An 11,913-nucleotide genomic window follows, 5' to 3' on the forward strand; every position below is an offset into this window, starting at 1 on the left:
TGCGGGCGGTCCGGCTGAGAAGCCGCGCTGCCCCGGGGTGGGCGTTCCTTCCCGGATACAGGTGCACGCATGGGAATGTCAGCAGGCCCCAAAGGGGGCATCAAGAGCGAGATCAACGTCACACCCCTGGTGGACGTGGTGCTGGTGCTCCTCATCATCTTCATGGTCGTGACGCCCATGCTCCAGCGCGGCAAGTCCGTGGAGCTGCCCAAGGCCACGGAGATCGAGAAGGAAGGCAAGACGGACGCCGATCCGTTGATCCTCTCCATCACCCCGGACAAGAAGATGTTCGTGGAGAACGATGAGGTCGACGAGAAGGGGCTCCAGGAGAAGATCGCCGCGGAGCTGGTGAAGGATCCGGGCAAGAAGATCCTCCTGAAGGGCGACAACGCCCTGAACGTGGGCGACGTGCGCAAGGTGCTGGACACGGCCCGCAAGGCGAAGGCGAAGCAGATCGCCCTGGGTGTGGAGGAGAAGAAGTAATGTCCCGAGGACACAAGCAGCGTCAGTGGGTCAAGCCCGCGTCCGCGCCGAACTCGGAGATCAACGTCACGCCCCTGGTGGACGTGGTGCTGGTGCTCCTCATCATCTTCATGGTGGTGACGCCCCTCCTGGAGAAGGACATCCTCGTCCGCGTCCCGGAGACGGAGGTGGAGGAGAACCAGCCGCCGCCGGAGCCCGATGATCAGCAGATCGTCGTGCAGGTGGACAAGGCCGGCGCCTACTCCATCAACACGGAGCAGATCCCCGCTTCGGACTACGTCGCCCGCCTCAAGCGGATGCTGAACGCCAAGAAGCCGGACGAGAAGGTCGTCTTCTTCATGGCGGACGACGCGGCGAACTACGGCAAGCTGGTGGTGGCGCTGGATGGCGCCCGTGCCGCGGGAGCGAAGATCCTGGGCATGGCCACCGAGCTTCCCCAGAACGCGGTCATCCAGGGCACGCAGACCACGCCGGACGGAGCGCCGCCCGCGCCCCCTGCCCCGCCGGCGCCCTGAGCCACGCCGTCAATTGATTGCATCCGAAGCCCGCTGGCGTTCCGACGCCAGCGGGCTTCTTCTTTTTCAGGCTCCAGGTCCCCGCTCGGGACCCGACGTCTGCCGCGTGGGATGGCCGAGGATGGCCGCCTGTGAGGACAGCGCGCCGGTACGGGCATTGCTCTCCCCTCCTCCCGTACGGGTTGGAAGGGGGAGACGATGCTGGCGAGGGTGCGGTCGGGGGCATTGATGGGCATCGACGCGGTGGTGGTGGAGTGCGAGGTCGACATGGCCCTCGGGCTGCCCTACTTCAACGTCGTGGGGCTGCCAGAGGGAGCAGCCCGGGAGTCGAAGGTCCGGGTGGTCTCCGCGCTGAAGAACGCGGGCTTCGACCTTCCGCAGAAGCGGATCACGGTCAACCTGGCGCCCGCGGAGATCCGCAAGGAAGGGGCGGCCTTCGAGCTGCCCATCGCCTTGGGCGTCCTGGCGGCGGCGCGGTTGATGGACGAGGAACCGCTGGAGCGCTACCTCTTTGGCGGAGAGCTGTCGCTGGATGGCTCCATCAAGGCCATCAAGGGAGTGCTTCCGCTGGCCGTGGCGGCCCGGAATGGCGGCTTCCAGGGGGTCATGGTGCCGGCAGCCAACGCGGCGGAGGCGGCGCTGGTGGAAGGCATCCAGGTGCTGTCCGTGGCCCACCTGAAAGAGGCCGTGGGACACCTCACCGGCAAGGCCCCGCTGACGCCGCTGACGCGCGCGGGGAGCTCCCTGAGCCGTCTTCGCACGGTGGCAGCGGACATGGCCGACGTGCGCGGGCAGCCGGAGCTCAAGCTGGCATTGGAGCTCGCGGCGGCGGGCGGCCACAACATCCTGATGGCCGGACCTCCAGGCTCGGGCAAGACGATGCTGGCGCGACGGCTGCCAGGCATCCTGCCCGAGATGACGTTCAGCGAGGCGCTGGAGGTGACGAAGGTCTACTCCATCCAGGGGCTCTTGGGAGACGAGCAGGCGCTGATCCGAGAGCGCCCGTTTCGCGCGCCCCATCACACGCTGTCCGACGCGGGGCTCGTGGGAGGTGGCCCCATGGCCCGTCCAGGCGAGCTGTCCCTGGCCCACCACGGCGTGCTGTTCCTCGACGAGTTGCCGGAGTTCCGCAAGAACGTGCTGGAGGTGCTGCGTCAGCCCCTGGAGGAAGGCGCCATCCACCTGGCGCGGGCCACCCAGCACATCAGCTATCCCTGCCGGGTCATGCTGGTGGCGGCGATGAACCCCTGCCCGTGCGGTTACTTCAACGTCCCCGGACACACGTGCACCTGCCTCGAGCACCGCATCTTCGGCTACCACTCGCGCATCAGCGGTCCGCTGCTGGACCGCATCGACATCACCGTGCAGACGCGGCCGGTGGAGTACCACCATCTCGCCGAGAAGAGTCAGGAGCTGCCCAGCCAGTACTACCGGCAGCGTGTGGAGGCCGCGCGCGAACGGCAGCGCGCCCGCTTCCACGACACGCCAGGGGTGCACTGCAATGCCCAGATGCCTTCGCATCTGCTGCGCCGCTACTGCGTGCTGTCACCGCCCGCGGAGAAGGCGCTGAAGGACGCGGTCACTCATTTTGGCCTGTCCGCTCGGGCGCATGACCGCATCCTCAAGCTCGCGCTGACGCGCGCGGACCTGGAGGGACACGGACGTATCGAGGACGTGGACATGCGGCTCGCCGTCGATTGCCGGATGCTGGACCGCCGGGGCTGGCTCCACGCCAATACCCGGGGCGCGGTGAATGCATCATCCCGTCCCACTCTTGTCAGGCACCAGGACTCCGAGCTGGATGGACGTCTCGGGGCTCCTTTCGACCTGGGCTGAGCTTCCACTCGCGGGCAGGGGCTGCACGACCCGCTCCTCCAGACGGGGAGCAGGGCCGGTGATGATGCGCGCGGACCTGCCGAAGGTCAGGTACGCGTACGCCCAGTTGAGCAGCACGGCCAGCTTGCTCCGGAAGCCGATGAGGAAGGTGATGTGGATGAAGAGCCAGGCCAACCAGGCGACGAAGCCGGATTGCTTCACCCGGCGGAAGGCCACGCCCACGGCATGGCCCCTGCCGATGACCGCGTAGGTTCCCCGGTCCCAGTAGTGGAAGGGCTGCATGGGCTGACCCGCGAGCTGGCGGCGGAGGTTGAGCACCGCGTGCTTGCCCTCCTGCATGGCCGCGGGCGCCACTCCCGGGACCGCGCTTCCGTCCTCCTGCTTCACGAGCGCCAGGTCCCCCACGACGAAGATGTCGGGGTGCCCGGGCACGGTGAGCTCGGGCGTCACCGGGACGCGCCCTGCCCTGTCCAGCGCCACGCCGAGCGAGCGGGCCACGGGCGAGGCCTCCACCCCCGCGGCCCAGAGCACCGTGCGGGCCGCCAGATGTTCAGGGCCCATGTGCACGCCCGCGGCGTCGATGTTCGTGACCCGGGTGCCCGTGCGAACCTCGACACCGAGCCCCACCAGCACCCGGCGGGCCTCCGCCGAGAGATTCTCGGGGTAGGTGGGGAGCACGCGGTCCATTCCCTCGATGAGGATGACGCGTGCGTCCCGCGGGTCGATGTTCTGGAAGTCGCCCGACAATGAATTGCGGCTGATCTCCGCCAGCGCCCCCGCCAGTTCCACGCCCGTGGGGCCCGCGCCAATGATGGCGAAGGTGAGCAGCGCGCGGCGGCGCTCGGGGTCCGGTTCGCGCTCGGCCTGCTCGAAGGCAAGCAGCACGCGGCGGCGGATCTCCAGCGCGTCCTCGACGGTCTTCAATCCCATCGAGTGTCGCGACCAGGCGTCATTGCCGAAGTACGAGTGCGTCGCCCCGGTGGCGACGATGAGGAAGTCGTACGCCAGCTCCCCGTCCGCCAGCAGGACGCGCTTGCGCGCGGTGTCCACGCCGGTGACTTCCGCGAGCAGCACCTGGACGTGATCGCGTCCGAGCATCGCCCGCAGTGGCGCGGCGATGTCGCTGGGGCTGAGCGTCGCCGTGGCCACCTGGTACAGCAGCGGCTGGAAGAGGTGGTGGTTGTGACGGTCCACCATCGTGACGCGAACCCCTGCCTTTCGCAGGTACCGGGCCGCGTAGAGGCCGCCGAAGCCGCCTCCCAGGATGACCACATGGGGAAGGTTCTCACGGGTCGTATTCACGTGAGAAATGTCACGGCGACGCGCCAGGGTTTCAACGCAAAGCCTTCCATCCCAGCAAGCCGGACTGTCACCTCCCCTCGTGTCTGCTTATGCGGAGACGCCCCCACCTTTGCGCCTTCTCAGCACACGGGAGACAGCCACGCCGCTCCGCCGTTTCGGACGGCTCCGGCGAACCTGGACGCCCTTGCAGGTCCTTTGCGCCTGGGAGCCCGCGCGGCATGAGCGTTGCTCTGCCCACCGCCGAGGCATCCAGCCCGCAGGGCGGCGAGGGAGGCAGACGAGATGAGCAGGCTGACGGAGAAGTTGAAGGCAGTGGCGGCGGCGGTGGCGTCCATCGAGAAGCAGTTCGGCCGGGGCGCGGTGATGACGCTCGGCGCGGACGCACCGGAGCAGAAGGTGGCGATCATCCCCACGGGCTCGGTGGGACTGGACCGGGCGCTGGGCGTGGGGGGCTATCCGCGAGGGCGCGTGGTGGAGCTGTTCGGCAACGAGTCCTCCGGCAAGACGACGCTCACCCTGCATGCCATCGCGCAGGTGCAGGCCGTGGGAGGCGTCGCGGCCTTCATCGACGCGGAGCACGCGCTGGACCTGTCCTACGCGCGCAAGCTGGGCCTGCGTACGGAGGAACTGCTCGTGGCGCAGCCGGACACCGGGGAGCAGGCGCTCGAAATCACCGAGCAGCTCGTGCGCTCGGGCGCTGTGGACCTCATCGTGGTGGATTCCGTGGCGGCGCTGGTTCCCCGGGCGGAGATCGAAGGGGAGATGGGTGACGCGCACATGGGCGTCCAGGCGCGGCTGATGAGCCAGGCGCTGCGCAAGCTCACGGGCGCGGTGAGCCGCTCCGGCACCTGCATCATCTTCATCAACCAGATCCGCATGAAGATTGGCGTGATGTTCGGCAACCCGGAGACGACGACGGGGGGTAACGCGCTGAAGTTCTATTCGTCGGTGCGGATGGAGATCCGCCGCACGGGCAACCTCAAGGAGGGTGACGCGGTGGTGGGCTCACGGGCCCGCGTGAAGGTGGTGAAGAACAAGCTGGCGCCCCCGTTCCAGGAGGCGGAGTTCGATGTGCTCTACGGCACGGGCATCCACCGCGCCGCCGAGGTGCTGGACCTGGCCGTGAGCGCAGGCGTGGTGGAGAAGTCGGGCAGCCACTTCAGCCTGCGGGGTGAGCGCATCGGCCAGGGCCGCGAGCGGGCGTGCGAGTGGCTGCGGGAGCACCCGGACGTCCTGGAGGCCCTCGCTCGCGACCTGGTGGGAGCCACCACGCCCGCCGTGACGGCCGGAGACGTCGCGGCGGCCTAGCTCGTGGCCTGGAGTGCATCCAGCGAGAGGGGGACCTCCCAGTGGCGTTGGCCCGCACGCAGCACCAGATGGCCCTCGGGGCTCTCTTCCAGCAGCTCGCCGAACTGGTACTGCGCATCGCGAGAGAAGCGGGCCTTTGCCCTGCCCTGCTTCACTCGGCACGTGAGGACTCCGTCCGGCGAGAGCTGGAGCGACCCCGGGTCCAGGGCTTCGGCCGTCCGGTCGCCCAGACGCAGGGACACACGCTCGTCCGGGGTGACGTCCACGGTGCGGACCTCGTAGGCCGCGTCCTCCACCTGGACGTAGCACCAGTCCGAAGCGATGCGGAGCTGGTAGCGCCCGTCGTCATCCAGGACCAGCGAGGCATTGAAGAGCTCGATGATCTTCGGGTGCTCGATGGGCTCGTCGTCGTGCCACCAGCGCAACGCCGCATCCAGACGGATGCCGCTGTCCTCGCGGGTGTGCCAACGCTTGCCTGGAGGGGGCTGACCAGTGGGAGGTTGCATGTCGCCCTTCATGTGCTGAGACAGGCCGGCGGATTCAAGCCGCCGGAGCCTCGATGCCTACCAGTTCCGCACGAACTCCGTGTAGCCACGGAAGGCCACGGCGCCCCAGAAGTTCACCAGCACGCCAAGCGCCAGCACGGCCATCACCGCGCGGTTGCGCAGCGACCATCCGCCAATGGCGAAGAGCAACAACAGGTAGGGCGTGTAGTCCAGGCTGAACCGGAAGCCGAACTGCATGTAACCGGTGTTCTGGTAGAAGAGCCCCGGCAGCGCGCACACCGCCACGGTCAGCCACAGGGGCCAGTGCAGACGGGGACGCGTACGGGGGACCAGCAGGAACACCAGCAGGGGCAGCGTGAGCAGCAGCGTCAGCCCATGCGGGTCGTACGACAGCTTCAGCGGAGACAGAGACACCTGGGGCAGCTTGAGGAACGCGGCCTGGAGGTTGCGCGACAGGTACTCGATGTTGAAGAGCCCGAAGCGGTCGATGTCGACGTTCACCCGGTTGTTGAAGAGGTACGAGTGGCCGAACTCGCCGGGCTTGCCGAAGCGGTAGACGTTGTACGCGGCCGCGAGCACGGCGAGGGGTGCGGCCCCCGCGCCGAAGAGGACGAGCTTGCGGAGGGCGGGCTTCCACGCGGTGGGAAGGGCCTTCAGTTGGGCCAGCCGGTCCGGCCCGGGGCAGAGCGCCTCCAGGACGAAGAAGAGGCCCGCGAACACCAGCGGCGTGCGGGTGAGCACGGCCATGGAGAAGAAGAGGCCCGCGAGCACGGGGCGCCGCGCCTTGACGGCGTTGCGCACGTACAGACACGTGAGCGCCACGCCCATCACCTGCGCGCCAAACCAGACCTCGCCCCGGATGGCGCAATAGAAGAACAGCGTGCCGAAGGCGAGCACCAGCGACAGCACCACGTTGTCGTCGCGGTTGCGCTCCGTCTCCCCTTCCTGCGCGAGGAAGCGCAGCAGCGAATAGAAGAGCGCCACCGCGAGCGCGCCCACGAAGACGCCGAAGGACGTGTCGTTGAACTGGTAGCCGTGCAGCGCGACGAAGGGGAGCATCACGATCGCGGGGAAGGACGGGAAGCTGACGAACCAGCGATCATCGCGAAGCGGGCGTCCCTCGCACCGCACCTTGTGGCCGTCCACCAGCCGCACGCAGGCCCAGTCCTCCAGGTTGGGCAGCACCTTGGGATCCACGTCGAGCCGTCCCTCCAGCCAGGACTGTGCCTGGTAGATGAAGTGCGGCGCGGCGCTCTGCCGGAGGAAGCGCTGCGAGCTGAAGCTGGACAGCACCGCGAACGCGATGAGGAACAGCACCACCTCCACCCGGTAGGCGGAAAGCCACAAGCGCACCGCGCTCCGCACCGGATGCGCTCCTGCTCCAGGCGGCGACGTGGGGGGGCGGGTGGATTCCGTCGCCGTCGTGGGACTGGCGAGCGGCGCGGAGGACTCGGGCGTGGCGGCGACGGGTTCGCCCTCGGTGGCCGAGGCCGGGGGCACCGTGGACGGCGCTTCCAGGGCGGAAGGACGGGGACGCTTTGATTTGGAGCGACTCATGGCGACACGGGGGCGGCGAGCAGGTGCAACCTCAACATTTCCAGCACGTGGGACGCGGCGAACAGGCGGACCCGATCCCGGTCACCCGAGAGCGAGATCCGCTCGCAGCGGGGCTCCATTCCGGGACCGGCCAGCCCGCAGTACACGGTGCCCACGGGGTCCTCGGGCGTGCCTCCGCCAGGGCCCGCGTAGCCCGTGACGGACAGGCCAAACGTGGCGCCGCAGGCGGCGCGGACTCCCTCCGCCATGGCGAGCGCTGTCTGGGACGACACGGCGCTGTGCTTCTCCAGGATGTCCGGGGGCACGCCCACCCAGGCGGACTTCATCTTCTCCGAGTAGGCGACCGCCCCCCCGATGAAGACCTGGCTGGAGCCCGGAACGGCCGTGAGCTCCTGCGCGACGAGGCCGCCCGTGCAGCTCTCCGCCACCGCCAGCGTGTGACCGCGACGAGACAGCAGGTCGAGGAGGACGGGGGCGTATTCGCTGCCATCCGCGCCGTAGACGTGCGTGCCCAGCGCGTGCCGGCAGGCGGCCTCCGCGGCCGCGAGCGCGGCGTCGGCCTCCGCCTGCGTGGGGGCTTCCGCCATCAGCTTCAGGTGGTTCTCCGGTGCGTGCGTCCGGAAGCCGAACACCACCCTGGGGTGGCTGGGAGCCAGGGGCATCACCCGCTCGTTCAGCACGGACTCGGGCAGGCGCACGGTCCGCAGCAGGCGGAAGGCCCGGAACGTGCGACCGGACTCGGCGGCGAGCCAGGTCCGCACGCGCGGCAGCACCTCTCCGTCCACCAGGGCGCGGTATTCGCGCGGGACACCGGGGAGGAAGAACAGGTGGGCGCGGCCCAATCGCTGGATGACCAGCGGCGCCGAGCCCTGGGGATTGCGCACCGGCTCGGTGCCCGCGGGGATGCGCGCCATGCGCAGGGCGCCCGGATTCAGGGCCATGCCCCGCGCGGCGTAGCGCTCCTTCAGCCAGCCGAGCACCCGCGCGTCCTCTTCCATGGACACGCCCGCGGCGGCGGCGGCGCACTCCAGCGTGAAGTCGTCCGCGGTGGGCCCCAGGCCTCCCGAGACGATGACCACGTCCGCGCGCGCCGAGGCCTCCAGCAGCGCGCCCGTGATGTCCGGACGCACGTCGCCCACCAGCGTCACCCGTGCGACCTTCACGCCCAGGTCGAAGAGGCGGGCTTCCAGGTAGGTGCTGTTGGTGTCCGTGATGAGGCCGGTGACGAGCTCGTCACCGGTGCACAGCAGCTCGACGCGCATGGGCCGGGCATCCTAGCGGCCGGCACGGTCCGCGTCCCGGCTCCCGCGCCTGACTGCTCAGAGGAACGCGGGACCGTCGTCCGTGGCGTTGGGCTCGGAGTCCTCGTCGTCGTCCTCGTCCATCCCGGCCGCCACCGCCACCGCCGCGACGGCGCCGACCTTGCGCGACGCCAGCCGGCTGCGCACGGAGACCGCGGACTCCACCAGCCCCATGACCAGGTACGCGGCGAAGTACGTCACCAGCACCCAGGCCGGGTGGAACTGCTGGGCGATGAACGCGCCCGTGAGCGCCATGGCCATGAAGACGAGCGCCGTCTTGCGGCTGGGACGCGCGTCCTTGAAGGTGCGGTAGCGCACCGTGGACACCATCAGCAGCGACAGGGCGCCCACCGCAACCGCCACCGGCACGCGCGCGCCGTCACCGAGCGCCTCGCCCTGGCTGGCCACGTGGTGGGAGATGATGAGGGAGACGAGCACGCCAGCCGCCAGCGGGATGGGGAGGCCCACGAAGAAGCCGCCGCCACCGCCGTGCGGGTTGCGCATGGCGAGCACGTTGAAGCGCGCCAGCCGCATGGCGCCGCAGGCCATGAACGCGAAGGAGATGAACAGGCCCCAGAAGCCCATGGGGGCCAACGCCCACTTGTAGACGAGGAGCGCCGGCGCCGCGCCAAAGGACATGACGTCCGCGAGGCTGTCGAGTTGCATGCCGAAGTCGCTCTGCGTCTTCGTCAGGCGGGCCACCCGTCCGTCGAACCCGTCGAAGAACATGGCGAAGAGGATGGCCAGGGCCGCCTGGTACAGCTGCACCGGTTCTGCCTCACCCGAACACAGGGTGATGGCGTAGAAGCCACAGAAGATGGAAGTGACGGTGAAGAGGTTCGGGAGCACGAACATCAGTTTCCGCAGCTTCATCGTTCCCTCGACTTCCCCAGGTGGTCGGCTGCCCATGTGGCAGAAACGGCGAGGGAACGGACCTTAGCAGGGTTTTATTCGCGCCGGAGTCAGTCCCCGGTCCTATGGGAGGAGAAATGCCGTACGGGCAGTGGGCCCTGTGGGGATTGGCCGCGGCGGCGGTCCTGCTGCTGGCGAACGTGGTGTGGGTCCTGCTCGTGCGGCGGTGGTACCGCCTCAAGGGACCCCTCCCCGAGATGCTGCGCGTGCGCTGCGCGGATGGGTGGGAACTGACCGTGCACGCCCGGAGGGCCCCGGTGCGCCGCTTCGCGGAGCCCGTCCTGCTGTGCCACGGGCTGGCGGCCAACCGCTTCACCTTCGACTTCGAGCCGCCCTACTCCGTGGCCCACTACCTCACCGAGGCCGGCTTCGACTGCTTCAGCGTGGAGTGGCGCGGCACCGGGCACTCGCAGCGTCCGCCCAGGGGCCGGCGGCCCACGGACTTCACCGTGGACGACCACATCCAGCACGACGGGCCGGCCCTGCTGGAGCTGGCGCTGAAGGAGACCGGCGCGAAGCAGGCCTTCTGGCTGGGCCACTCGCTGGGGGGACTGGTGGGGTACGGCGTGGCGCAGGGGCCGGATGGCGGGAAGCTGGCGGGCCTGCTCGAGCTGGGCGCGCCGGTGTATCTCAAGTCGGAGCCGTTCCTGCGGACGCTCATCTCGCTGGGCGTGCGCGCGGCGTGGCCCGGAAGCATCCGGCAGTCGTGGGTGAGCGCCAGCATGGCGCCCTTCCTGGGCTACCTCGCGCTGCCCCTGTCGGACATCGTCGTGAACCCCCGGCATGTCCCGCCACGCGTCCTGCGGCAGCTGTCCGTCAACATGATGGCGGCGATGAGCCGCAAGGTGCTGCTCCAGTTCCAGGACTGGATCTCCCACGACGCGTTCCGTTCCTACGACCGCAAGACGGACTGGCGCGCGGGCATCGCGAAGCTCCAGTTGCCCGTGCTGGTGATGGGCGGCAGCGCGGACCGCCTGGCCACCTCGGCCAACGTGGAAGCTCAGTACGCGCTGCTCACGTCACCGGATCGCACGCTGCATGTCTTTGGCCGGGACCGCGGGGACAAGATGGACTACGGCCACGGCGACCTCATCTTCGGCACCGGCGCGCCCATGGAGGTCTACCCCGTCATTCGCGAGTGGCTCGAACAGCGCGCCACGCCCCTTCCTCCCGCGTCCGCTCAGGGCTGAGGCGAGCGGGCGTCGAGCTGGACGCAGGGGGAGCCCAGTCCTCGCCGGGTGCCCGCGTCGACGTGGCGGAGTTGGACGCGTGTCTGGCCCTCGCAGTCGGTGGAGACCAGCTCGCCCCGCGCGTCCTTCGCGGTGAGGTGCTCCACCTGCAACTGGCCCTCTTCGATGGCCAGCAGGATGGAGCCCGGGGTGTCGCGCACGTCGACGTTCCTGGACTCCAGGGTGGCCTTCGAATCCGCCGCCAGCGCGGCGAGCCCGCAGCCCGAGAGCCGGGCGTTGCGGAGCGTCGCGCGGGCCCGCTGCGTCGCCAGCACGCAGGTGCCCTTCGCCCCCTCGACGGTCACGGTGTCGACGTCCGCTTCCACCTGGCGCAGGTGGAGCCCATCTCCCGCGAGGCCATCCGCGGTGCTCACGCCCTGGATGACCCCGTCCCGCAGGCGCACGCGGCCCTGCAGCGCCACCACGCCGTATTCCCGTGAGCCCTCCAGGCGGAAGCGCCGCACCTCCAGGTCCGAAGCGGTGAGCTGAAGCGCTCCGTAGTTGCCCGCGTCCTTCACGGTCACGTCCTCCAGCAGGCCGGTCGTCGCGGTGAGCCCCATCCCCGCGCGCGTGGCGTGCTCCGAGCGGAAGCCCCGCACCGACAGCCGGGCCTGGTTGGCCGTCACGGCGTACTCGTGTCCCTGGACCCGGACGTCCACCAGCGTCAGCGCGCCCCCCACCGTGGAGAACGCCGTGCCCGTGCCCCCCGAGGCTCGCGCCCGTTCGACCTCCGCCACGCCGCCGTCCTGGCTCAGCGCCATCCGGGGGCCCTGGAAGTCCACCCCCTCCAAGCGCACCGAGGCTCCCCCTCGGACCCGGATCGCGCGGTCGTAGGCCCCCGTGAACGCGCTGTCCCGGAGGATCAGGGACGGCGCGGAGGCCCCCTCGGTCCCGGCCTCCACGAGCACTCCCACCGTGACCGACGCCTGGCTGCCCGCCCCTGCCTCGAAGCGAAGCCCCCTCC

11 protein-coding genes are annotated in these 11,913 nt (G+C 69.6%); 5 read left to right on the forward strand and 6 right to left on the reverse strand.

Annotation, left to right across the window (positions count from 1 at the left end):
• Positions 1–69 precede the first annotated feature (69 nt).
• The 3 genes from D7W82_RS23815 to D7W82_RS23825 all read left to right on the forward strand — a co-directional run bounded on the left by D7W82_RS23815 (position 70) and on the right by D7W82_RS23825 (position 2,834).
• Complete coding sequence (locus D7W82_RS23815; protein ID WP_014394198.1) at positions 70–483, forward strand: biopolymer transporter ExbD; 414 nt, start codon at positions 70–72, stop codon at positions 481–483.
• Positions 483–998 carry a biopolymer transporter ExbD gene (locus D7W82_RS23820; RefSeq protein ID WP_120620546.1) on the forward strand — a complete coding sequence of 172 codons (516 nt, stop codon included), beginning with the start codon at positions 483–485 and terminating at the stop codon, positions 996–998. Before D7W82_RS23815 ends, D7W82_RS23820 begins: the two co-directional genes overlap by 1 nt.
• 198 nt (positions 999–1,196) lie before the next feature.
• The gene (locus D7W82_RS23825; protein ID WP_233587901.1) at positions 1,197–2,834 is read left to right on the forward strand and encodes a YifB family Mg chelatase-like AAA ATPase; all 1,638 of its coding nucleotides are present in this window, start codon (positions 1,197–1,199) and stop codon (positions 2,832–2,834) included.
• Here the strand turns inward: D7W82_RS23825 and D7W82_RS23830 are convergent.
• Positions 2,757–4,136, reverse strand: coding sequence for an NAD(P)/FAD-dependent oxidoreductase (locus D7W82_RS23830; protein ID WP_233587902.1), 1,380 nt, complete (start codon positions 4,134–4,136; stop codon positions 2,757–2,759). The genes D7W82_RS23825 and D7W82_RS23830 overlap by 78 nt on opposite strands.
• A 282-nt stretch (positions 4,137–4,418) precedes the next feature.
• Between D7W82_RS23830 and recA the strand changes: the two genes are divergently transcribed.
• A complete protein-coding gene (gene recA, locus D7W82_RS23835) occupies positions 4,419–5,444 on the forward strand; it encodes a recombinase RecA (protein ID WP_120620547.1) in 1,026 nt (341 codons plus the stop codon).
• Here recA and D7W82_RS23840 read toward each other — a convergent pair.
• The 4 genes from D7W82_RS23840 to pssA are packed head-to-tail and all read right to left on the reverse strand — an operon-like array spanning position 5,441 to position 9,681.
• Positions 5,441–5,950 (reverse strand): DUF1285 domain-containing protein, encoded by a 510-nt coding sequence (locus D7W82_RS23840; protein ID WP_171424835.1) that lies wholly within the window; start codon positions 5,948–5,950, stop codon positions 5,441–5,443. The two genes, recA and D7W82_RS23840, sit on opposite strands and share 4 nt — an antisense overlap.
• A gap of 57 nt (positions 5,951–6,007) precedes the next feature.
• Positions 6,008–7,507, reverse strand: coding sequence for a hypothetical protein (locus D7W82_RS23845; protein ID WP_120620549.1), 1,500 nt, complete (start codon positions 7,505–7,507; stop codon positions 6,008–6,010).
• On the reverse strand, positions 7,504–8,769 hold the full coding sequence (locus tag D7W82_RS23850) for a CinA family nicotinamide mononucleotide deamidase-related protein (protein WP_120620550.1): 1,266 nt from the start codon (positions 8,767–8,769) through the stop codon (positions 7,504–7,506). The genes D7W82_RS23845 and D7W82_RS23850 overlap by 4 nt, the downstream gene beginning before the upstream one ends.
• A gap of 57 nt (positions 8,770–8,826) precedes the next feature.
• Positions 8,827–9,681, reverse strand: coding sequence for a CDP-diacylglycerol--serine O-phosphatidyltransferase (gene pssA, locus D7W82_RS23855; RefSeq protein WP_120620551.1), 855 nt, complete (start codon positions 9,679–9,681; stop codon positions 8,827–8,829).
• Between the two features lie 116 nt (positions 9,682–9,797).
• On the opposite strand from pssA, the gene D7W82_RS23860 reads away from it, so the two are divergent.
• Entirely contained in the window at positions 9,798–10,910 is a 1,113-nt protein-coding gene (locus D7W82_RS23860) for an alpha/beta fold hydrolase (RefSeq protein WP_120620552.1), read from the forward strand.
• Here the strand turns inward: D7W82_RS23860 and D7W82_RS40600 are convergent.
• The coding region (locus D7W82_RS40600; protein WP_158617716.1) for a hypothetical protein at positions 10,901–11,913 on the reverse strand (1,013 nt) is incomplete at its 5' end. The two genes, D7W82_RS23860 and D7W82_RS40600, sit on opposite strands and share 10 nt — an antisense overlap.

Origin of the sequence: Corallococcus sp. CA049B, assembly GCF_003611685.1 — a bacterium.
Classification (GTDB): Bacteria; Myxococcota; Myxococcia; order Myxococcales; family Myxococcaceae; genus Corallococcus; species Corallococcus coralloides.